The 22,128-nt window shown below is 60.8% G+C and carries 22 protein-coding genes; 6 read left to right on the top strand and 16 right to left on the bottom strand.

Going from position 1 to position 22,128, the window contains the following annotated elements:
• The first annotated feature begins 142 nt into the window (after positions 1–142).
• Together ACIQTW_RS20735 and ACIQTW_RS20730 are read left to right on the top strand one after the other, a co-directional pair.
• On the top strand, positions 143–559 hold the full coding sequence (locus tag ACIQTW_RS20735; RefSeq protein WP_402941055.1) for a carboxymuconolactone decarboxylase family protein: 417 nt from the start codon (positions 143–145) through the stop codon (positions 557–559).
• 109 nt (positions 560–668) lie between these two features.
• Positions 669–1,241: a hypothetical protein gene (locus ACIQTW_RS20730; protein WP_402941053.1), complete on the top strand. Its 573-nt coding sequence runs from the start codon at positions 669–671 to the stop codon at positions 1,239–1,241.
• Between the two features lie 257 nt (positions 1,242–1,498).
• On the opposite strand, the gene ACIQTW_RS20725 is transcribed toward ACIQTW_RS20730, so the two are convergent.
• The 13 genes from ACIQTW_RS20725 to ACIQTW_RS20665 all read right to left on the bottom strand — a co-directional run bounded on the left by ACIQTW_RS20725 (position 1,499) and on the right by ACIQTW_RS20665 (position 14,901).
• Positions 1,499–2,548: a YhcG family protein gene (locus tag ACIQTW_RS20725; RefSeq protein ID WP_402941051.1), complete on the bottom strand. Its 1,050-nt coding sequence runs from the start codon at positions 2,546–2,548 to the stop codon at positions 1,499–1,501.
• A 244-nt stretch (positions 2,549–2,792) separates the two neighbouring features.
• Positions 2,793–3,236: a DUF4913 domain-containing protein gene (locus tag ACIQTW_RS20720; protein WP_402941049.1), complete on the bottom strand. Its 444-nt coding sequence runs from the start codon at positions 3,234–3,236 to the stop codon at positions 2,793–2,795.
• 11 nt (positions 3,237–3,247) lie between these two features.
• A complete protein-coding gene (locus ACIQTW_RS20715) occupies positions 3,248–5,017 on the bottom strand; it encodes a type IV secretory system conjugative DNA transfer family protein (protein ID WP_402941046.1) in 1,770 nt (589 codons plus the stop codon).
• Positions 5,014–5,676 (bottom strand): hypothetical protein, encoded by a 663-nt coding sequence (locus ACIQTW_RS20710; RefSeq protein WP_402941043.1) that lies wholly within the window; start codon positions 5,674–5,676, stop codon positions 5,014–5,016. The genes ACIQTW_RS20715 and ACIQTW_RS20710 overlap by 4 nt, the downstream gene beginning before the upstream one ends.
• 2 nt (positions 5,677–5,678) lie before the next feature.
• Positions 5,679–7,274, bottom strand: coding sequence for an ATP/GTP-binding protein (locus ACIQTW_RS20705; protein ID WP_402941042.1), 1,596 nt, complete (start codon positions 7,272–7,274; stop codon positions 5,679–5,681).
• On the bottom strand, positions 7,274–8,782 hold the full coding sequence (locus ACIQTW_RS20700; protein ID WP_402941039.1) for an SCO6880 family protein: 1,509 nt from the start codon (positions 8,780–8,782) through the stop codon (positions 7,274–7,276). The genes ACIQTW_RS20705 and ACIQTW_RS20700 overlap by 1 nt, the downstream gene beginning before the upstream one ends.
• Positions 8,769–10,076 carry a hypothetical protein gene (locus ACIQTW_RS20695; RefSeq protein ID WP_402941036.1) on the bottom strand — a complete coding sequence of 436 codons (1,308 nt, stop codon included), beginning with the start codon at positions 10,074–10,076 and terminating at the stop codon, positions 8,769–8,771. Before ACIQTW_RS20695 ends, ACIQTW_RS20700 begins: the two co-directional genes overlap by 14 nt.
• On the bottom strand, positions 10,073–10,801 hold the full coding sequence (locus tag ACIQTW_RS20690; protein WP_402941033.1) for a hypothetical protein: 729 nt from the start codon (positions 10,799–10,801) through the stop codon (positions 10,073–10,075). The genes ACIQTW_RS20695 and ACIQTW_RS20690 overlap by 4 nt, the downstream gene beginning before the upstream one ends.
• Positions 10,802–10,829: 28 nt before the next feature.
• Positions 10,830–11,099 carry a hypothetical protein gene (locus ACIQTW_RS20685; RefSeq protein WP_402941030.1) on the bottom strand — a complete coding sequence of 90 codons (270 nt, stop codon included), beginning with the start codon at positions 11,097–11,099 and terminating at the stop codon, positions 10,830–10,832.
• Between the two features lie 11 nt (positions 11,100–11,110).
• Entirely contained in the window at positions 11,111–11,719 is a 609-nt protein-coding gene (locus ACIQTW_RS20680; protein WP_402941027.1) for a DUF6668 family protein, read from the bottom strand.
• 33 nt (positions 11,720–11,752) lie between these two features.
• Positions 11,753–13,276 carry a chromosome partitioning protein ParA gene (locus ACIQTW_RS20675; RefSeq protein WP_402941024.1) on the bottom strand — a complete coding sequence of 508 codons (1,524 nt, stop codon included), beginning with the start codon at positions 13,274–13,276 and terminating at the stop codon, positions 11,753–11,755.
• A gap of 39 nt (positions 13,277–13,315) precedes the next feature.
• Positions 13,316–13,828 (bottom strand): hypothetical protein, encoded by a 513-nt coding sequence (locus ACIQTW_RS20670; RefSeq protein ID WP_402941021.1) that lies wholly within the window; start codon positions 13,826–13,828, stop codon positions 13,316–13,318.
• Entirely contained in the window at positions 13,825–14,901 is a 1,077-nt protein-coding gene (locus ACIQTW_RS20665) for a CHAP domain-containing protein (RefSeq protein WP_402941073.1), read from the bottom strand. The genes ACIQTW_RS20670 and ACIQTW_RS20665 overlap by 4 nt, the downstream gene beginning before the upstream one ends.
• A gap of 352 nt (positions 14,902–15,253) precedes the next feature.
• On the opposite strand from ACIQTW_RS20665, the gene ACIQTW_RS20660 reads away from it, so the two are divergent.
• Together ACIQTW_RS20660 and ACIQTW_RS20655 are read left to right on the top strand one after the other, a co-directional pair.
• Positions 15,254–15,577 carry an ArsR/SmtB family transcription factor gene (locus ACIQTW_RS20660; RefSeq protein ID WP_402941019.1) on the top strand — a complete coding sequence of 108 codons (324 nt, stop codon included), beginning with the start codon at positions 15,254–15,256 and terminating at the stop codon, positions 15,575–15,577.
• A 290-nt stretch (positions 15,578–15,867) separates the two neighbouring features.
• Complete coding sequence (locus tag ACIQTW_RS20655; protein ID WP_402941016.1) at positions 15,868–17,046, top strand: alpha/beta hydrolase family protein; 1,179 nt, start codon at positions 15,868–15,870, stop codon at positions 17,044–17,046.
• On the opposite strand, the gene ACIQTW_RS20650 is transcribed toward ACIQTW_RS20655, so the two are convergent.
• The 3 genes from ACIQTW_RS20650 to ACIQTW_RS20640 are packed head-to-tail and all read right to left on the bottom strand — an operon-like array spanning position 17,043 to position 18,856.
• The gene (locus ACIQTW_RS20650) at positions 17,043–17,957 is read right to left on the bottom strand and encodes a hypothetical protein (protein WP_402941014.1); all 915 of its coding nucleotides are present in this window, start codon (positions 17,955–17,957) and stop codon (positions 17,043–17,045) included. The two genes, ACIQTW_RS20655 and ACIQTW_RS20650, sit on opposite strands and share 4 nt — an antisense overlap.
• Before the next feature lie 6 nt (positions 17,958–17,963).
• Complete coding sequence (locus ACIQTW_RS20645) at positions 17,964–18,410, bottom strand: hypothetical protein (protein ID WP_311214553.1); 447 nt, start codon at positions 18,408–18,410, stop codon at positions 17,964–17,966.
• Positions 18,407–18,856, bottom strand: coding sequence for a hypothetical protein (locus ACIQTW_RS20640; RefSeq protein WP_402941009.1), 450 nt, complete (start codon positions 18,854–18,856; stop codon positions 18,407–18,409). The genes ACIQTW_RS20645 and ACIQTW_RS20640 overlap by 4 nt, the downstream gene beginning before the upstream one ends.
• A gap of 624 nt (positions 18,857–19,480) precedes the next feature.
• On the opposite strand from ACIQTW_RS20640, the gene ACIQTW_RS20635 reads away from it, so the two are divergent.
• Complete coding sequence (locus ACIQTW_RS20635) at positions 19,481–19,714, top strand: hypothetical protein (RefSeq protein ID WP_017197895.1); 234 nt, start codon at positions 19,481–19,483, stop codon at positions 19,712–19,714.
• Positions 19,715–19,908: 194 nt separating this feature from the next.
• Positions 19,909–21,750: a MarR family transcriptional regulator gene (locus ACIQTW_RS20630; protein ID WP_402941007.1), complete on the top strand. Its 1,842-nt coding sequence runs from the start codon at positions 19,909–19,911 to the stop codon at positions 21,748–21,750.
• The last annotated feature ends 378 nt before the right edge of the window (positions 21,751–22,128 follow it).

Genomic DNA, 22,128 nt, shown 5'->3' with positions numbered 1-22,128 from the left:
GCCGAAAATGGCGTGTTCCGGCTCGACGGCAAAATGATCGACGGTCCGATCCTGAAGCATGCCGAGGCAACCCTGCATCGGTTCAAACAAACACAAACGACCGAGCAGGACCTCAGCAGCTGAAAAAGAAAAGGAGGATGCCGTGTCACAACGCGAGGAAAAATCACAGAGGTACGCGGAAGGTCTGGGCCTGCGAACAAAAGTAATGGGGAGTGCCCACGTGGAACTGGCTCTCAAACAAACCAGTGAATTTTGCCGTCCCGTTCAAGAACTTGTTACCGAGTATGCATGGGGAGAAATCTGGTCCAGGCCCGGACTTGACCACAAGACCCGCAGCATGCTCAATCTGGCCATGCTCACGGCACTGAACCGTCCTCAGGAACTGGCAGGACACGTCCACGCAGCCCTCAACAACGGGCTCACGGAAGCACAAATCCAGGAAGTACTGCTGCAGACTTTGGTCTATTGTGGTGCCCCTGCTGCCCTGGCGTCGTTTCGGGTCGCCGAAGAGGCGATCGCCGATCACCATGACGCAAGTTTCTCCACCAAACGGGCATGACGGGTGTATTACACCCACCCACTGTCGTTTGTCAGTCCGGTAACGAAAAGTGCCGTGTTGTCCATGGCAGTCTCTGCCGGATCACGGCACAGCAGGAAGGGCAGAGCCGGTGGGTGCTGTTGTTCGGGACGACTTAGTCCTCTCACGTGCGGTCGTCACAGCCGATGTGAGTGCGCCGTTGGCGCACGTCAATATAGAGCAATGGTTGAAAACCCAGCAGGCCCTTGAGTATCAGCAGCGCGCAGCTGGGCATAACAAGAACGCCGGCTACAGCGAAGCGATGTCGATCAATGCTGAGGTGATTGGAAAAGGCATCGTAAGCGAGCGATACCGCATGGAAGTTGGCACCCCCCACTACTGCAAGATGGTGTCAGTCCCCGATGCTTTCCCATCATCATCAGGGAGGGCCACTACACAGGTCATCTGGGAGCTTAGTATTGAGCAGCTGAAGGGTGATGAGCTGAGGTATACAAACACCGTGACGTCGCACCCTACTGATGACTTCCTGACGATTATCTTCGGGAGCGGGCAAACGTTCGAGGATGTCGCTGCCGCCCGTCAGCGGGCCTTAGGTGAGCGCTGCCTACTGGAGACGCCTTACTACGCGCAATGCATTGCGGCGTTTGCCTCAGACCGCGAGTCCAGGGATGTCAGCTTACTAACAGCAACTGAGGGCAGCTAGTGCCGAATCTGAACAGTGAAGTCTGCTCTCGGCCGACGGTCACGGATACTGAATTCGATCGAGGGAAACGCCCAGATCTCTTGGTGCGGACGGACTGCGCCGATGTGGCACGTTGTAATGGGCGCGGACACGAGACAGTCAAGGAAACCTCCGCCTACTTTCGTGTTCGCGTTCGCCGCACGGTCGTTCCTGCACTTCTGTCCCACGAAAACACGACATATGGGCGCTTATCGGCGTTCCAGCTGGGCTGGGGTGGTTCAGTTCTCTGAGTCCGTGGTTGGCTCGGCCCATTCGAGGGCAGCGACAACATCCCCTTCATTGGGCAGTGCGCGCTTTTCGTCTGCCGGGAGTTTGTCGTAGGTGTAGGCTGCGACAGCCATTGGTGAGGTTGAGCGGCCGAGGCTGTATCGGACGCTGCGATCGTTCTTGGTACCGCAGATGAGAATCCCGATGGTTTCGTTGTGGTGTTCCCGGCGCAGCATGTCATCGACGAGGGCGACGTAAAAGTTGAGTTTGCCGGCATATTCCGGCTGGAACTTGCCGGTCTTGAGTTCGACGACGACGTAGCGGTTCTGGTCGACGTGGAAAAAGAGGAGATCCACGTAGAAGTCATCGCCGTCGACGTCGAAGTGCACCTGACGGCCGACGAAGGAAAAGCCGGGGCCGAGTTCCCGGAGGGTTTCGGTGATCCGGCTGGTGAGGGCATTCTCCAGATCGCGTTCGGCGACCTCCCCGGAAAGGCCGAGGAATTCGAAGTTGTAGGGGTCCTTGGCAACCTGCTGGGCCAGCTCGGATGATTGCGCAGCAAGCTGCTGCGCAAAGTTCGACGGGGCGTTCCCGGTACGTTCCAAGGTTTTGTTCATGATCATGTTCAGCAGCACGTTCCGGGACCAGCCGTATTGCACTGCGGCCGCGGCGTAGGCGTTCGTAGCTCCTGGTTCGAGTTTCTTATCCAGCAGGACCATAATGTGGCCCCACGGTAATTGCGCAGCAGCCTGCTGCGCAATTGCCCCATCAGGCCACATTGCGGCGAAAGTCGTCATGTACTGGATGTTTCTGGGCGAGAGGCCCTTCATATCGGGGAACTCCTGGCGCAGGTCTTCGGAGAGGCGTTTGATGACCCCGCTCCCCCAGCCCTGTTGGTCCTGTTGCTGCCGAACTCCCTGGCCTATTGCCCAGTACAGCTCAATGAGCTGTGTGTTGATGGTCCTGAGTGCACGAGTCCTTGCCGTTTTAACTGTGGCCTTCAAATCCTCGAGAAGGTCCAGGTAGCCAGCGGGAAGGTCCAGGTCACGCGAGTCGGTCATCAGTCCACCCTAATGTGCGCCACAGACGCTTTGGACCGGAACCCGTCCTGGACATGAACCGCCGGACGACGAGCGGAGAGATGGACCTGGAGGCGGAGACTCGCAGGGACTATCAAGCCCTCGCATGACCACCACTGACTCTTGTGTTTCATTGCTTCCCCGTCGTGTGGCCGTCAAATGTGCCACAAGCTGGGGCACATTCACTCGCTGTGCCCAGTCCTCGGCCGGCAAACGCACGGCAGCGCTAAGGGTGGAGGGTTCTCACATCGGGGAACCAGCCTGTTGGTGCCTTCTTGGGCTCCAGGTGTTCGGGGTCGCGGTGTGTTTTCATGTCGCATTTGTGGAAGGGACCGCGCGGGTCCAGCAGGATGGCCATGTGGTGGTCGGCATGGTCTTTCCACCACACGCTCATGCCGGTAGCGCCGTCGAGTCTGAGGTGTTCCCAGGCCCTCCAGAGTGCCTCTATGCGGGAGAGCGCTTCGGGGTGAAAGTACCATTCGATACACCACTTCGCGCTGCGCCCGTCTACGTCCCGCACGTAGGTGGGGAGCAGCTGCTCGTGTAGGAATTCTTCGGCTGAGCCGTACACCAGCTGCGGGGATTTCGCGTCCTCGGCTGCTTTCTCCACCGGCACTCCCGAGTCCCCGCTGCCGGGCGTTAGGGCGAACAAACCAATGTTGTTTGTCATCTTGGACGCTCCTACTTTGTCACCCAAGGGTTGACTGTCGATGCAGCGGGCACAGTCTCAGCGGGTTCTTCGGGGCGCGGGCTGTACCGCTTGATGGACGCCTCCACGGTCTCCTTGTGGGGTCCGGTGTACCAGGGCATGGTGCGCACCAACGTGGCGGGTGCGCCTGAGGCGAGGACGACGGCGCGGCCACGGTCGAGTTCGGCGAGGTTGGAGACATCAAAGATGCGCTCTTTGCTCTCCTGACGGGAGCGGCTGGAACCGGACTTGCCGGAGGATGTGGAGACGTTGATGTAGCTGTAGTCACCGATCAGGTCCGAGAGCGCCCGGAGGAAACCTTCTTCTGCCACGCCTCCGCCGTAGACCTTCACGTTCGCTGCAGACCAGATTTTCCGCATGTTCGCCTCGCCCCACAGCTCGACCCCTTGGGACCAAGACTGCAGGATCCCCATGACGATCAGGCCCTTGGAGCCGTAGTGGCTGAACTGGTCCGGCAGCCCGGCCCAGCGGACGACGTTGGCCAGCTCATCGAGAGCGAACACTGCGGGCTTGGGGAGCCGGCCGCCGCTGCGCTCGGCACGCTCTTCCATGGCCTCAGCAATGGCCACCGTCAGGGCTGTGGTGAGCGGTGCAGCTGAGCCGGCACCTTCCTTGGAGAGGATGTAGATCGTCTCCTGCGAGGCAGCGAACGCGTGCGGGTTGAACTGGCGGCGGGTATCCGTGGCCACCGTCGCCCCACCCGTTGGAGCGACCCAGCGCAGCGTATTGCGGCTCTTGAGGCATTGGATCATCTTCTCGGCCGTGCCGAAGATACCGTCGCGCTGCTTGTCAGCGAGTTTCAACGTGGATTCAAGGCCCTTGTACTGCAGCTCGTAGTCATGCTCCCGGAGAATCTCAATAGGCTCTTGGCTGACCTGTTCGGTGACCCAAATGTAGACCTGGGTGATGGGCAGCTCCCCGAGCGCGGCCGCGAGGAAGTAGGAGGACAGAATGTCCTCGGCTTTGGGATCGAAGTAAGCGTCGGGCTTCGACCCGGGGACACGGGAACCGACCGCGAAGTGCTGGGTGAGTTTGTACGCCTTCTCTTCGTCGGTGACGTAGGAGAGCGGGTTCCACCACCAGTCCGGTTCTTCCTGGGCGATCTTCTGCGGATCGAACACCCACACCGGAGCCGTGGCCTCACGGACGCCACGGGTGCCGTCCACGACGTCGCGCTTGTTCGACGTCGAGACCACGGCACCGGGTGCGTCCAGAATGGCGGGCATGACCCGTGAGGTCGACTTACCGGTACGGGGTCCCCAGATATCGAGGGACAGGTCTTCCCAGGACTGGATGAACTTCTGCCCGGTGGAGACGACCTTGCCCACGACGATGCCGGGAGTGTCAGTGACGCCCAGGCGCTCGGCGGTCGCTTTCGCTCCCTTTTCCGAGAATGCGGCCAGAGACTTACCCCGTCCGAGGTAGCGGGCGGCCTTATCGACGCGGGCGCGCTTGGACGCACCCTTCCTCCAAGCCACGAGGACAACGATGGTCAGTGCCAGCACCACACCGGCCATGAGGCAGGCGACGACCGTGGCTTCGGTGGGCCACGGTACGCGGCCCTTGGCGAGGCCGGCGATCAGATCAATGGGATGGGCTGGTGGGGCGGCGATGCCCGCCATCCAGGACCCGAGGTGCAGGGCGGCGTAGGTTCCGCCGCCGAAGACGACGATGAAGCCGATGGCCAGCCAGACCAACAGGGCATCACCCAGACCGATCCCTTTACGGTTTGGTGCGCTCATTGAGTCTCTCCTTCGTTGGCGGAAGACGGCACGCTCCGGTTGGCCTTTTTCAGCTGGTCCTTAAGCTCGGATACCTGGATTTGTAGCCGGGTGATCTGATCGGCCGTGTCAAAGACCGGCCAAACTGTCCACAACGTGGCAGCGATAATTGGCCAGCCGATCCAGGGTCCAAACTCTGGAGGGAGGTTGAAAGCCAGAGCTGAAGCCAGGACTCCTAGCAGCGTTATACCGTTGTTCGTCCAGGTGATTTTCGAACTGGGGCCTTCTCCCTTGGTAAAAGCGGAAGCGATAACTGCTGCAGCGGCCAAGAAGACTGTGGCGAAGGTTGTAAACACCAGCTGGGAAGGGACGGTGAGGCTCTTTGCGGGGAGATTTTGAATGAAGTCAACCACGAAGCCTAGGGTCACAACTCCCCCACCCGCAGCCAGGATGGCCAGAGCAGCAAGGCCCCGCCAGTCACCACGGAGGCCTATCATCACCGCCAGTGCAATCAGAAGACATGTCGTCACGGTGGAGATATAGAGCCCCGGTGAAGGTGAATTCTTAACGAAATCCACTATCAAACTCGTTGTGATCGCTGCCCCAAGAATTGCCAGGATGCTCAGGGCTCTCCACCAACGGACCGCAGCCGGTTTCGGTTGACTGGTCTCAACTTGCATTGTCACGGGGTAACTCCTCCACTGGGCAGGACCGGGGCTGCAGATTCGAGCAGGGTTTCCGGGACTGCGTGCCATTTGCCGTCGGTGTCGTTGACGCCTTCGGGGCCTTTTTCCAAGGAGGTGAGTCCGACCTGGACGGGGATCCCGGGACGGCCACCGACTTTGATGAGGAACTTTCCCCGGCCCGGTGGTTCGACGTCGACGCCGCGTGAGTCCCACGCGGGCGGGTCCTGCCAGCCGATGAGTTTCTGCTGCTCCTGCCGGGACAACGGTATGGCGGAGGTCAGCTGGGGCATCTCGGAGGCTGGCAGTCCGCCGCAGATGACCATGCCGGAGCGTTCCACGAAACCGCGGGCCTTCATCCGGTCCTCTTCTGCCGGCAGGGCCAGCAGGTCGGACATGGTGTGGGAGATCATGATCTGCCCGACACCTACGGAGCGGTTCAACCGGGTCAGGGCGTCCACACGGTCCACCATGCCCTTACCGGCACGCAGCGCCCGCCACAGCTCGTCCAGGACGACGAAGTAGTTCCTACGCGGTTCCAGCCCGGCGTCGGCGAGGGCGTTGGCGACGTTGACCGTGCCGAACCCGTAGGACCAGCAGGCGAGCAGGATGGCGGCTTGGAGGTCCGTTTCGGTCTCGTCGATGCTGGAGACGTCGAAGACCACGGCGCGGTCGCGGACCATGGGCTGGCTGGTCTGGCGGGAGAAGATTTCTCCGAGCTTTCCACCACCGGTCAAGCCGAGGAGTGTTGCTTCCAAGGCCCGGGTTTCCTGCAAGTAGATGTTCATGTCGCCACGGTCCAGCGCGACCTGGCGCAGCTCGTCAGGGGCCGAGACGATGACATCGAGCAGGTCCTTCAATACCGGGACGCCGTCAAAACGGTCATCGAGGACCCGCAGCGCCCGGTCCAGGATGGTTTGTTCTTGATCGGTGGGTGGCTGGTTGCGGCTGATCGTGATCAGTGAGACCACCATCGTCAGGCGGCGGCCGTGCGCGTCAGCCCGTACACGGGCAGCGTCTTCGTGGTGGCCGTTGTCTTCAAGGAGCTGTGCGGCTTCGACAGCCTGGCCGGGGTCAAGGATGTTCAGGTACCCGACACCGCGCCCGAGCCGGATGACCTGCCCGCCGAGTGCCCGGACGGCTTTGACGTGCTCACCTTTGAGGTCACCAAGGATCAGCGGGTGTACACCTTGGGCGGAGAGTCCGATGAACATCCGCCGCACGACGGTGGACTTCCCCAACCCCGGCTTGCCCAGGATGAAGGCCGAAGGGTTCGAGATCAGGCGCGCGCGCTGGAACCAGCTGATCGGGTCGCAGCAGACCGTGGCTTGGGTTTCCTCGTGGCGTCCCAGCGGGACGCCGATCATGGGCGAGGATGCGCCGGAGGAGAACGGCCACAGCCCGCAGACCTGAACCGTCGTTCCCCGGTACTCCTTCACGGACGGGACGAGCTGGGCCATGCCACCACCGCGACCCGGCCAGCCACGGCCACTAGGCCCGGCCTCACGCGGCTGCTTCTCAGCCTTCTTCGGCGCAGCTTTTACCGGGCTGGTGCTGTGCTTCGAGGAACTGGCAAAGAGTTTCGGAAAGGCCATTACAGAGCATCCTTAATCTCGGACGGGACCATGCTGTGCTTGGGCAGCACCAGACCCAAGGGCAGGGACGCGGCGAACGCGGTGTCCTGCGAGCCGTAAGCACGGCGCAGCAACACCCGGGCGGTGCCGGAAGTCTGCTCCACAGCCGCGACGGCGTCCGCGAGGCGTTCCCGGTCGGTCACGGTGGCGGTCACGACCATGCCGAAGTTCACCAGCCCGGCACCTTGGGCTTCTTCCTGCGCGGTCTGCGCCGCTGAACGGGCATCCACCAGGGCACGTGCGGACGGGCGGGTTCCGGAGGTGATGCGGACGTTGGCGTTGTTCTGGTCCCGCTCAACCACCGCGGCGGCACGTGCCGAATCCATCGGACGGTACAGCAACGAAACCCGCTTGCGGTCAATGTCCCCATGCGGGGCGAGCAACCGGGACAGAACCGAAGAGTTCACCGAGCCACGCGGGGCACCGGTCATGGTCCAGGACGCTGAGAACGCGGAATCGTGCCGGTAAGCGTCCCAGCTTGCCTGCGTCGCTGTGGGGCCAACCTCACCCCAGCTCAACGACACCGGGGACCCGGCTGCGTGGGCTTCATCAATGATCAGCGCAGCCGGCGGATCGTAGGCGATCCGCACGACCTCGCACAGTTCCTGCGCTGACATGGGCCGGGCGATCCCGGCACCGGTGGACTGCAACCGTGCCGAGAGGCCGGGGATCCGGGAGGCCAGGTCGCGGGCAACATCTTCCGGTGTTCGCTTCTTGGCGCCGGCCCGGATTGCGGAGTTGAACGTCAACGACACCCAGGCCCGGACCGTGGCCGATCCTTCCGGGTACGTTTCCACAACCTCGTTGAGCAATTCCCGGGCGAACTCGGGTGCGTCCGGGTCGATGTTCATCAACACTTCGTTCCGCAGCCGGTACCCCGAATCCGGGGCCGTCTCAACCGTCACGGCCGCGGCGTCCAGCCCGGCCTCATCGGCCAGCCCGGCGAGCCAGCCGCCCCAGTTCGCGACCCACGCATCGACCTGCTCAGGGTCCACCAAGGACGCCCCATCGGGTTCGGTCGAGAAGATGACCGTGAAGTGGCTTGTGGTGTGCACGTGCAGCAGGGCGAACGGGCGCTTGTAGGAGTCGGTGAATTCGTACAGGGTCGACTTCGCGGCCAATCCCGGGAGCTGGTACATGCCCCATTCGGTCACTCCGAGCGGCCCGGAGCGGTAAAGGTTCGTCCCGGAGGACTTGGAGACTCTGAAAGCCAGTCGGGTGCCGGCACGGTCAACGACGGACTGGCCATGCTTGTCCTTGACTGTCAGCAGCAACGCGCTGACACCGGCAAAGGCAAGAACGCCCAGGCCGACGAACAGGCCCCAAATAGCGAAGCTCACGATGCCCAGCAATAGGCCGGCAAAGACGATTGCGGTGCCGATCGCGCCGAGGTTGGCCAGCCCGGCTGAGCGCGGCACGCGCCAGTTGCCGTAGGACGGTTCTTTGTATTCGGTGCTAATTGCTGCCACTGGGGCCCTCCCCGGTTGAATCCTGTGCTGTCTTTTCGATTGCTTGTGACGTCTTGGAAGCCATCGTGGCTCCCGTAGCTACAGCCACACCCACTGGACCAGCTGCCGCTGCCGCCCTGCTGGCTCCTGCCGTGACCGCACCGCCACCAGTGGCCGCTCCTGCAGATCCCGCGGTCCCTACCGCGCCTGCCTTGGCTGCTGCAGCAGTACCGGCCGCTCCACCCGGACCCGTAGCACCGGGGGTGGGCTGCCCTCCCCCGCTGCGGGGGCCGGGCGTTCCATCGCTGCCCTTGGGCGGATTGCCGGCTTGCGTGTTCTGAGTGTTCGTGTTCGAGGTGTTCGTTGACGATGGAGGGGTCGGTGACGCGTTGCCCCTGCCGCTACCGCCACGACCAAGCGAGACTGCGCCGGTGGCAATGGCCCCAACAGCTGCTCCCGCTGCGGCGCCGCTGCCGGAGGCCACCGCACCGACCATAGGAGTCACGAAACGCATCAAAGCAGGCATAGCGAACAGCGCCACGACCATCAACGTGAAACCTGTGATCGACCCGATCAACGCGTCTTTCCCCTCGCCGTTTCCCATGAGCAGGAACGCCACCGAGTAGACGATGGCAGCGGCTGGTTTGTAGAGGATGAAAGCGATGGTCCAGCCAACGGCTTTCTGGAACCACTGCCGGCCCATCTCGGTATTCGTGAACGCGGCCGTGGTGGGCAGAATGCCAGCCAGGATCACCAGCATGCCGCTGCGCACAACCATGAGGACTATCTGGACAAGGGACGCAAGCAGCCCGATAAGACCCAGAACGATGAGGATGAAAACCCCAACATCTGTTTGGTCCGTCAGGATCAGCCCTTGCATCGAGTCGGCAAAGCCCTTGCCGTCGGTCGAACGGTCGATGACACCGGCCGCCAGTGCATCGGCCGCAATTACCAGGATGGAGATGACGCCCAAGCCCAGGCCTGAGACCAAAGTCAGCGTTATGAGGGAACGCAGCAAGTCCTTGAGCGGGGCCCCGCGTTGTTCCCAAATCAACTTGATACCACCGATGATCACGGCGAGAACCGCCAGTGCCAAGGTCCACGGCGTTAGCTCGTTGTTGACGATGGAAACAACAGGGCTTGCCGTCGAACCGTCTTGGCTAGTTAGGTTCACCGCCGGAGTTGAAACCCAGAAGGTAGACAGGGTCGTCACCATCTGACTCATTCCCTCAAGAATGGCTTTGGCCATGTTGCCCATGGCGTCGTCTGTCAGACCGGAGACCCAGTCCCCAACCGGGTTCCATAATGGCCTCATGCGCCACTCCAAGGGATAAATCCTGAAAGGTCACGGATTTGCCGAGGTTCTTCCAGTGGTGCACCGCTATCCGCGACGACACCCTTCCAGTCCCCGTCCTGCCAGAGGAGGGTTGTACGGACGGACGCAAGAGCGCCAGTGTCAGCTTTGAATGCCAGCTCTACCACCGCTTGGTTCGCTGTGTATGAAACATTGAACCCCGCGATCTGAACCTTTACGTTTGTCGGCGGCGCAGCCGTTTGCGGAGCCTTCATGCCAGCGTCTCGGCCAGGACCTTTAGCTGCAAGCTGGTCAGCAATGGCACGTTCTTTGGAAGGATCACTGCCAAGGGCCCAGAGGTTCACCGCGGCGTAAAGAGCCCCTTGCGGAGAATGGGCAAAGCAAGACCTTATGCCTTGGCCATCGGTCTTGCCCGGGCCGACATTGGGATCTGTCGGGGCCGCCATGGTTCCAACGAGTTCCCACTTACTCACCGGAGCCTTCCCCAACGCCGTTTCGGTAGATGCTGGAAGCCCGCAGACACTCTTGCCGGACGCGGCAGATGTGCTGGGGCTGGTTGCGGCCGCGCTTGAAGAGCCAGCCGGTGCTGGCTGGGCTTGTCCTTTGGGGATCAGGAAAATAACGACGGCTGCTGCGATCAGCGCGACCACCAGCGCGGCAGCAATGATGAAACCGGGCTTGGTGAACGGATTGCTTTCGGTGGTGCTCTCTGTTGACTGGCTCAAGGGTGAACCTCCCGTTGTTGGTGCTGGCTTAGACGAAGGCGCGGACGATGCCTGCGGCACCGGTGATGATGATGCAGCCGAGCAAGACCCAGCCAAGCTTGGCCAGGGACTGGCCGCCTTCGCCGCGCTGAAGCTGGATGACCATGGTGATGCCGACGATGATGACGCCGAGAACGCCCAGAACGAGGCCGATACCGGAGGCCCAGTTCAGGACGGTGAGCAGACCGCCGGCCTCTGCAGGGACGACCGGGGTCGGGTTAGGGATGGTGCTGGTGGTGATTGCCGTGATCGCGTTCATGATGTGACCTTTCAGTGGTTGGCGCTCGGGTTGAAGTCGGTAACCAGGGCGGTTACGTCGGTGATGAAGCGTTGGTATTCCCGGGCCGTTGGAGTGGTGGTGGAGTCTCCGTGCCGCCATGCCTCGACCCATGGAAGGGTCCACAGACGGGGCGCTCCCCCACCGACGATGGACGCGAAGTCACGGAGCGCTTTGGGTGTCTTTCCCGGCGCGTCCGCGAGGACGGCAAGGCCCAGCAGGTCAACAGCGGGGGCGGCGCCTGAAGCCCATTGCGTCAGGGCGCTTTGGGCGGTGGTGAGGCCCCGTAGGTCGGCCCGGCAGACCAGCAGCACGCGGGGCTTGCTGCCCTCCTGCAGGACAGGCCAGCAATGCCCGGTGGGGCGTGCCCCGTCGAGAAGGTCAGCGGTGCGGCTTTCACCGGCTCCGCCGTGGCTGCCGACAACCCACAGCGCTGCGGTGCCGGACATGGTGCGGCTTGCCAGACGATCTGCGGTGTCGGGTTCGACCATGCCTTTGAGCGGTGCGCTGATCACGGCAGCCGGCGGGACGTACACGTCAGGTGTTTCTTCTTCGATGCGTTCGTCCGGGCTGGTGATCCAGGGGTTCAGTGACAGTTGCATGATTCCTCCTTTCTTCAGTTCGGTGTGGATGGGTTAGAAGCCTTTGGCGACGGCGGCCGCTGCGGCCAGCCAGGCTCGCTGGGTTGCGGGCTGGAGAGCTTCGTAGCGGATGGGGCCGTTGACCAGGGCCGGATCGTAGGGAATCCGCACGACGGCACGGACAAACGGCTCGAACCCGTCAGCGATCCGTTGGGCTTCTGCTTTCGCCCGTTTCAGGGCATCCCCCGTCATGCTGCGCTTGGCATCGGTCGACTCGGAGACGATGACGACGGCGTTGCGCGCCAGCTCAGCGTCGTGGCCACCACGGGATTCCAGCGTCTGCAGCGTCAGCCGGGCCGCTTCGGCGCGGTCTTCGATAGCGGTGACCGGAACAACGAGCTGATTAGTGTGGTCAATCATCCGACGCCAGTTCGCGGCCCGGGCGGTGTTACCGGAGTCCATGACCACCAGCCGGTAATAGCGGGTCAGCACCTGGTGGGCGATGTCCACTTCCTCGGCCGTGACTTCGTGGTCGCCTTCTTCGTTCTCATCCGAGCGCAGCACGTCGAACTTGTCTGCCGTTTGGTGGTGGACGAACTTGGCGATCTCAGCCGCGTTGGTGGTCGGTGAGAGCAGTTCGGTAGAGGAATCAATCAAGTCCAGGACGCTGCGGTTGTGGGCACCCTTCTCTGTCCGCCAGCCAAGGGTGCCTTGGGATTCGTTGTTATCCCACGCAACCGTCGCCGCGCCACTGTAGCGGGCAAGAATAGCCGAGAGCATCACGACAGTGGGGGTCTTGTTAGCCCCGCCCTTGCGATTGACCACGGCAATGGTCCGGGGCCCGGGCCAGTGCTGGGACACCGTCCGGATATCCTCGCGCTCGGCCAGCTCTTCGGGTGAGGGGTCCATGCGGAACCCAAGCCGCGTCAGACTACCCCGCCAACCCTTGGTAGCCGGTTCCAGCACCGGTGCGCTGACCAGGAACGAGGATTCCTTCAGGCTGCGACGAGTCGCCGGTACTTCCGTCGCTGCTGCAGTTGCCGGCGGCACTTCTGCATCGGTGATCCGCTGCCCGCTCGAGCCAGTGACCTCAGACGTCGCCGGGACGTCCGTGCTTGCTTCGGGCTCCACGCGGGTGGGTGGCCACGGCTGGCGTTCGACTGCCGCTGCCGTCGCTTCGACGGTCGCGGTCTGCGAAGGAGTGGCTTTCGGTTCAGGAGCTGCCACAGGAACGGTTTCAATGACGGCCGGCGCTACGGTCTCGGGCGTGGTCGCCGGGGCCTGGGTCCGGCGGCGGGCTGGGCGCGATTCGTAGGTGACGGATTCGATCTTGTTGTCCGGATGAACGATCAGTTCACCGTGACCTTCGGGATCCTCGATCTGGACCCTCACCGGGCGTTTCAGGGTCTGCGCTTCGCCCACGACGAGAGCAAGGGCGTTGTTGCGGAGGTCCTGCAGGGAGTCCCCGTCGGGAACGACGCGGGAGTTACCGGCAACGACAACCTCAGCGGTTCCGTTGTCACGGACGATGGCCTTGATATTGGGAAAAGCCAAGACCTCAGTTGGTGTAGTACCCATGAACTTTCTTCCTTTACGTGTAGGAGGCAGGGGCGGCGCTTAGGACGCTGGTGGCGTGAGCCGGTTGACCTTCCACGGTGCGTCCTTGCCCGTACGGAGCAGCTGCAACGTGTAGATCCCGGCATCCGTCGGGACCGCAGCTGTGACCCCGTAACCGTTGGCTTCATCGACGGTCAGTTTGGCCGGGCCGGTGACGCGGTTGGCTGGGATGTTGGCCGGATCCACGGCCGAATAGTCGGCGGTGGCCTGCGGGGTGAGCCAGCGGGCAAGATCGTTGGCCCACTGCTGTTCCTCGAGCTTGGGACGGGCGAAGTCGGTCATGGCCTTCTGCGCGACGTCTACGGCTTGGTCCCTGCTTGCCTGATCCCAGGAAATGCCAATAGTGGCAGGGACGGTACCGCCCGGTGCCTGCGGGCCGCTGTCGACGCTCAGGGAGACTGGAGCTGAGGGCGTGGGCGATGCCTCAGTGGGCGCTGACGTGGTGTTCGACGCTGGTGCGCATCCTGCGCACAGCAGGGCTGTTGCTGCAATGAGGGCCAGGGGCTTTTTCACTTCTTCTCCTCTTGGTTGGGCAGGTACAGGAACGCGGACGGGACACTGCTGCTGACGGTCCGGGTGTAGTAGTTGTGGTCATCCGGGGGCGGGTTGCCGTTGTAGCCCTCCTCGACGTAGGTCCCGTCGTCCTTGACTTCCTTGACGACAGCGACGTGGCCGAACGTCGGGTCCGATCCCCCGGTGCCAGGGGCATACCAGACGACGGCGCCAACGCGGGGTTCCTTACCGGAGGGCCAGCCCTTGGCGTCCCAGCCGGCCTTCCACGTCAAAGCAGAGCCGAGGCCCTGCCCGTCCGGGCGGAAGTTGCCGTTGAGGAACTTGAACGGCGCGCTGGTCGAACCCATCTGCTGGTTGACCCGCCACAGGGCAAAGTCCACGCATTCGCGGTAGAACATGCCCAACGGTGAAGCCGCAGCTGCTCCCGCTCCGACCTGCAACCAGGTCGGTGAATCCTTCCACGGGTAGTCATCCCCAGCCCCGGATTTCCCCGGGATCCCGCAGTCACTGCCTTCGACGGAGAACTTCCCGTCAGAGAGCGCCTGGACGATTTTCACGGCTTCGGGCCAGTACTTCTGGTAGTGGTACGGGTCGGCGTTGCGCTGGACCTTGTTCCCGGCAATAGTCGGTTCCAGCTGCTCCCAGCCCGGGACAGCCTGCAGAGCCTTGATGAAGTTCGTGGCACTGATGGTCGGGTCCATTCGATCCGTGTAGGAGCCCCATGCGCCGTTGTCGCGCTGCTGGAACAAGCCGCGGGAGTCCGGGCCTGGACCGTCTCCGTAGTCCAGCACACGCAGCCCCGACTCCCCCAGGGCCACCATGATGCTGATGGTCTGGCCCTTCACTGAGAGGTTCATCGCTTTGCCGGCTCCCATGACAGCGGCGGCGTTCTTCAGCTGCTCCGCGGAATACCCGTCAACCTTCGTCTCGCCGTCAACGACAACGGACACTGGGCCGCAGTCCGCAGCAGCAGGCTTAGCAGGGGCAAGCAGGAGGATGAAGGAGAAGATCAGCCCAAAGAACAGACTGGGGATGGCAATGAGGGCCGCAAGGCCCAGCGACTTACGCTGCATCATGAGGTGGCACCAGCAGCTTCGAACAGCCAAGAGCGGAAGCTCTCACGTCCGACCGTGACGCTGGTACGCAAGCATGCGTTCCTCGGGCCCTTCGCGCCAAACGGCAGCATATTCTTCAAAACTGTCCCTCCCCCAATGGGCACTCATTTCTACAGCTAGCAGATTCGACTGACAGAAATGGAACTTCTGCCTAGATAATCCAGACGATGTACTAACGCTTATTGTCCATGGAATCCCGGAACTTTGCTTGTCACACGGTCTCAGTGAGACGTATAACCATTCATTCCTGAGTCTAACATTAAATGTTAGTGTATTATCCAGTTGTGATGAGATACGGCAAAATAATCAAGTGCCCCGATATGCAAAGCCCGTCACCTCCGTCCAGCCTCAGGCGGAAGCGGCCATGAAGGCTTTCGGGATGAACCAGGTGCGAGCCGCCATTGTTCGACACCTTGCCCTGAACCCCGCTGGAGTGACATCGGGGCAGATCGCACGTGAACTTTCCGCGACATACCAAACCATCTTTCGGCACCTTCAAGACCTGGAAGAGCAAGGGATTGTCGCATCGGACGCCGGGGAGCATCGGCATGGCCAGCGGGTCATCTACACCTTGAACAAGGCCGCTCGCGACAAGGCTTTGGCCGACTATGCGGAGTACCTGGACGGCAAATAGGGCCTATCGACCGCCTCCTGAACTTCACGATCCGGAAGCCCTCGAAGCTGCTGGTGCCGTTACGGCTGACCCTCCTGCAGGTCAACGGCATGGCCACCGTGCCTATGTCAACGACTTTCGCGGTAGCCGAGCGCCCGCCGTACATAACAAGCCTTGTCAAAGAGCAAACCTCCTTGTTTCACTAAGCACGTTACATGCCTGTAGTGAACATGTGCAACGCCTGTAGTGAGCATGATTTACGCTACATCAGCCAGAGAGGGGCGTTACGATGTCTGGGTTCCATTTCCCCTTTGACCGGCCTGGAGGACGAAGACCTGATGCTGACGAAACGGCGCGTCCTGAGCTGCTTGGCGCTCCTTGTGCCGGCCGCAGGGCTGTCCGGGTTCGCTGTCGTCATGGCCCGGAAAATCGTCAAGCGAGGCCCAAAGGATTACCGGCGGGCAGAGATGGTGCACGGCGGACGTAGCATCCGCATTGATCTGGACGACTACACCAAGGCGCCGGGCGGCTTCGGCGTGCTCGACCCAGCGACAGGTAAATACACGCGAGTCGGTGAGGTCACCCTGATCGACGAGGAACAAAAATTCGTAGAAAGGCTGCTCGATCAGTCAAGCTCTACGCCGGGGGGTCTGGGCCCAATCGTTGATTGGACCCCCGACGTTTTCTTCGAACCCGGTGCTGTCCGCGGACACTATCAAGAGGTGCATGTCCCCACCGAGTACGGTGCGGCGCCGGCATGGCTATTTGAAGCCGAAAATCAGGACGTGTGGGTGATCCATATCCATGGCAGCTGGACGGACCGCTCGATCATGTTCCGAGATGTCCATGCATTCAGCTCTTTAGGATTCACCTCTCTGGTTCCCACATTTCGCAGCGACGCCGAGGTTAGGCCGCCACAGGCAGACTCGAGTCACCTGGGGCAAACAGAATGGCGTGACGTGGAAAGCGCCGTGTCTTATGCCGTCGCTCACGGAGCCAAGCGCATCATCCTCTCAGGCTGGTCAATGGGCGGGACCATGGCCCTGCTCACTTCAGAGCGCAGCGCCTACCGGGACAGGATCATCGGGCTCGTCCTAGTAGGTCCCGTCACCAGCTGGCGGAAAGCCATTAGAGCAGGAGCAGCGCAGGCCCGGGTCCCGGCGGCTGGCGCAGACCTTGTTATGAGCCTGCTGGGTACCCGTGTGTTCGCGAGAATGCTCGGGCTGGAAGAACCGATTGATTTCGATGCGCTCGACTGGGTGGACGTAGCCAACAGAGTGGATGTCCCGACCCTGGTCTTGCAGTCGACCGCTGACCAAGAGGTTCCCTGGGAGATCTCGGCCGCATTCCAACGCGCGAATCCGGCCACCGTCACCTTGATATCGCTACCTGAGGCGCACCACACCCAGGAGTGGAACGCTTCGCCTTCTACCTTCACCAACGAACTGACCAGGTGGGTAAGCAACACGATCCTGACCGAACAGAGCTAGGTCCGCGCGTCCAGCTTGGCTTCGATGTGGCTGATCCTGCCTTGAACAGAGTCCGGGAAGTCCATCAAGTTCACCCGCTCGTAGTTGTGCAGAACAATCAGGCTTTTATAGACGCCGTTTTCGAGCGTTTCATTGAAGAGGTCCCAAGCAGGACTGACTCGTGACCGATCGGCGCGGACCCGCATTCTCAACGCGGTCAGCCACAGAGCATCAATCATCCAGAGACGCAATCTGGGCAGCTGCTTCGACAGGAAGAGAATCAGCCATCCCGCGGCAGTCACTGAAAGGCCTACATAGAAAAGGCGGTCAAACCAGGCACCGATCTCCCGGGCGAGGACGTCCCAGGGCGAGAAGTAGAACAGCACCACGTAGGTGATGTGGCACGAAACGGCGACCGCCACAACCAGCAGGCCCGCTGAGAATGTGGCGTACAATCCCCTGGCTTTGTGCCGAAGCATGTAGATGATCCTGAGGACGGTGAACAACAGCGCGAGCATGTATATGCCGCTGTACACGGCGGTAGCGAGCTGGTCCATGCGGGTATCGATGAAGTCAGCGGCCGTTGGAGCTTTGTCCTGGATCAAGGTGAAGCTGACGATCATGATGGGAATGCTCAGCAGCGGCGCGTAGTAGGTCCATCTGACTATGGGTACGTTCGCCAGGCGCCGCACACTGTCGTTGAAGAAAAAAATTGCCAGGAGCGCGAAGACGGCCTGGAGCAGGTTCGTCATATTGATGCCACCGAGGTAGCGGTCAATATTTTCCAACGGTGTGACCGTTCCCAAGACATAGAGTGCCGCGAGCCCGAAGATCGACGCCACCCACGAGGCCCGGGATTCCGGGACCTTGACCACCGAGGGGATCCGAAGGAGGCATAGGGCGCTTAGGAGCCCAAAGAGCAACAGTTTCATGGTTTATCAGAGGAAGGGATCAAGATCGGACGAGCTGCGTGAACGCGTCTTCTTGGACATCTCGAACGCGAAATCCTCCACCCACCGCTCGACGGGGTGATTCGGAACCGACCGGCAGGTGATACTAATGGCGTCCGCGGTTTCCCTCAGCATCTCTCCAGAGAGATCCGGCAGGGCAAGGGCTACCGGAAGGCTCTCCAGGTAGATGTGTCCGAGCTCGTGATAGATGCAGTGGAGCTTGTACTGCTGGGACTTCTGCGGGGGGAAATAGACGTTGATGCGATCTTCAAATTCGGCCTTGAATGCCGTCAGGGAACCCCAGGACTCGTTGTACTCGATCAGATTGATCGGCTTCTCGCAGATCATGGTCAGGCGTTCGACGACTTCCTTCATCGACGTCGTGCCGTCACCGCACAGCTCCCGAACCTTGTCCTGTACAGGTGGGAGAGTCATTCATCCTCACCGTTCATCGACGAGTCGATAATCCTGGTGATCATCCGCAGGGTTTCCGGCGACGTCGCGCCCAAGTTTCTCGCGGCGAAGTTCTTCACCTTGAGCTTGCGCATCTGCACAAGGAACTCCATCCGCGCTTCCACCTCGGGAGGAGTCGCACTGTTGAGATCAACGAGGTAGCTGGCCGGAACGGCAAAAACGAACTCTGCGATTCCCTTCAGAAGTTCCTGATCGGTCACCAGGCTGCCACTGCCATTGATCAAATATGACCACCGTGTCCGCGACAGATGGATCCCGTTGGCAGAAAGTGCCTCCTCCACGTGATTGTACGTAAGCGCCGCGTTGTTGTCGGACTCCCAGATATCCACCAGGATGCCCATGCGATCTGCCAGGCGCTCCTTCTTCTGCTGTTGCGTAAGGAACACGCTACGACCCCCATTTGCCATCTCTAAGCTCCTTCAGCCAAAGGTCAGCTGCTTATGATGCGACCGCTGTAGAGCAGGCGGACAGCCGACACAAAACTTTACCTGATGTCATTCATAGCGTATAGGCCACGAGTAATAAGTGAGTTGTGCATGTGCGAAGCATGTCTGTAGGCTGTCTTATACTTGATTTCTTGGGGGATTCAAGTTGATGCCGCCGGAACCCGTACGGAAACCTACGGGTTCACTGAAGACCGGGTTTCGGCGGGCGCTTGTCGTTGGAACGAAAGGATGGCGTGGCTTGAATTCAAGAGACGGCCGCCGCGGGCACTTCAACATTGTTTTCATGGAGCTCTACCCAGACATGTTTTCTTGCCCGCCCCAACTGGCTGGCCGCCGAGCCTATGTGCGTCAATAGACGGACCGCACCTTCACGCGCAGCAAGACTGAAGCCGGCCGATCAGCTTCATAAGCATTGGGCGGCGACACGCAGGGCCGTTTTCTGTAAACAAATCCCCCGATCGGACTCGGCGCGGTGCTAGGTTCGATTCAGTCGATAGCTGTAAACAGAAATTCAATCGACTGCACGTGGCACCAACGATGAACCAGCTACAACCCCTGGTTGTGCGAGATTCAAAGGACCTGACAATGAGCGCAGTAATCAATCGTGGAGGCGGTCGGCCCAGCAAGGGCCTCCGCAAATACATTGGCTTCCGCACACCGGCCAAGACTGCGGAGGACGTTCACATGATCGCCGCCGCTAAAGGCATGACTGTCACCGACTATGTTGCCTCTGCAGTCGACCGGTCCTTGCGCGAAGATTTGGCTTTGCTGGATCAGTTCACTCAGCAGGATGAACTACCGATCCGTATGGCCTCGTAGATACAAGGAAGGCCCGCCATTAGCGGGCCTTCGAAGCTGAAGATTCACGATCCGGATAGCTTGCCGGCAGACAGATCGTAAATCGTATGGAAGTCCTTAACAGGCCTTCATTTGTGTAACAAACCGATCTGGCAGGATCGGCCCTCGGTCATTCCCTGAACAGGAACAAAATCATCGTACAACAGCACGCTCCCGTGCTGCCAGCAGCCGACGCTACTGGCGTGTCTCAGGAGCCATCCCAAACCTCCAACGCCGCTCAGGCGTGGGCTGCGTTGACACCTCTTCTCGCAGGTCAACCCCGCATCCGCCTCTCCCGGGACGGGGGAAAGACTTATCCCCAGAAGCATGAACGCGCTCTGACTGAGACCCTCCCCACTTTTCCTGCGGCCGTCCGGATCTTCGGCAAAGACGGCAGCTGCTCGGCTATCTTCCTGGACTTCGACTCGTCGATTGCAGGCATCGACTGGGTCGAAGCCGATGTGAAATCACTTCAAACGTGGCTGCACAGCTGTGGGGCTCGGTGGATTGAAGATCGCTCGCCCAATGGCGGACGGCACGTATACATCCCACTAGAAAAACGGATTGCCTTTTCTGAAGCACGAGATGTTGTCGAGGCATTAGGCACCCGATACCGCACGTTGGACAAGACTCCGCACCAGAACATGCTTCACGGTTGCATGAGGACCCCAGGGTCACCGCACAAGCGTGGCGGCTACCAGGAACTCGCCATGAGCCTCAGCACGGCCTACGACATTGCGAGACGCCCAAACAAGGAACAAGTATGGGCAACAATTCGCGCAGACCTAAAGGACGAAATCGCCGGCGTACGAAGGCTGAGACTCGAGCAGCCACTGTCGGCAGACAACGAAGCTTATGAATTACCACAAATGGCCGGTCGGATGTCCAGGCCGATGCAGCAGATGGCGCTATCAGGTCTGTACGACGCGAACCGGTACGCCTCAGATTCAGAAGCACGTCAGGCAGTCCTGACTGCGGCGGCCGCAGCAGGCATGAAACTCATCGATGTAGAACGGCGAGTCCTCCAGGGCGTTTGGCCCGGACTCGCATCCTTCTATGCCCGCTACCGATCCAGCCACAGGCTTCCCTCCCTGAAGCGAGACTGGAAAAACGCGATCACTTACCTACAAAAAAACCAGATTAACGAGACAAGGAATAACAATGCACGTAAATCCCCCACAAGCCAGCCAAATACACAGCCCCCGCTAGGAACCGCACCAACCTCAGATGCCTCCAGCGAACACCGCTACCTGCGGACTTGGGAAAACGCACTTCGACTAAGAGAGCCTGTTTACGCTAGCTCGCGCACCGGCTTGGCCCGGCGCGTGATTCTAAGAGCTCTCGGAGCAGCCGCTCACATGACCGCTTCTCGCTTCGTTGAGTTCGGTGATCGGTCAATTGCCGTCGCGACAGGTCTGGACCACACAACCGTAGGCTCCCACCTGAGAGCCTTGCGCTCTGAAAAGGATCCTTTGGTGACCTTGGTTGAGCGAGGGCGAGGGACAAAGGGCGATCTATACATGCTGACGATTCCTGAAGGTCTTCGGCCAGGCGCCGAAGATTTGCCCTGGCGAAAGGGAAAGATCCATGCGCTCAGACCCGTCTTCAGGGAACTGGGTCTGCCTGCAGCGTTTGTTTACGAAGCACTGGAACGCACCCCCGGTTTGACCACCACGGAGTTGGTGGGTCAGACAAAACTGTCCAGGACCGCCGTGAGCGAAAGTCTTGAGACCTTGGCCGCCTGGAACATGGTGTCGAGGAATGGTGGAAGATCCTGGATAGTCATCGCTTCGACGTCCCTCCACGAACTTGCTGAATACTTTGGAGTGCTCGAGTCTGTGGCCGGACAGCTTCAGAGGTACCGCATCGAGCGGGTCATATGGCGGGAGTGGCTTTCGAGAAATGTGAATACGGTAGTGGAACTCCTCTCCCCCACTGAAGATTACCCCTGGGAAGCCTATGAAGGACCACCTGACGAATGGACCCTCGCTGATATGGCGTTCACCACAGCGATGTGACCGGGGGCGGGACGATCACGGGCCTCAGACTACGAGATCGTTAGCAAGCGCAGGTAGAACGCCATTGTTGTAAAGGTCGTGTAGCTCCATCTGAGGAGAATTAGCTAGATCGATTCCATCGTTGATGCGCTGCTTGGCGTGACATTCCGGTTTCGGCGCCTATATCGGCCCATGTCAGACCAGAGTCTCGTGCAGCGTTGACAGCCTCGTCCAGACGGGCAGCTGCACGGTCATAACTGCGAGCCGCCATTTGCAGTGCCCAAGCCTGTACATGTTTCTGCCATTCGCTCAAGATCGATTCTTCTACCGATAAGGGCGGTATAGTTGGTGATCCAATCAGTGCTTTTGCTCGGTATCTCGCCATGTCGGTACTGCCTG

It is taken from the genome of Paenarthrobacter sp. NPDC090517, from assembly GCF_044769165.1.
Classification (GTDB): domain Bacteria; phylum Actinomycetota; class Actinomycetes; order Actinomycetales; family Micrococcaceae; genus Arthrobacter.
Note: the sequence above shows the minus strand (reverse complement) of the source record. Positions and strands in the feature narration are given on the sequence as shown.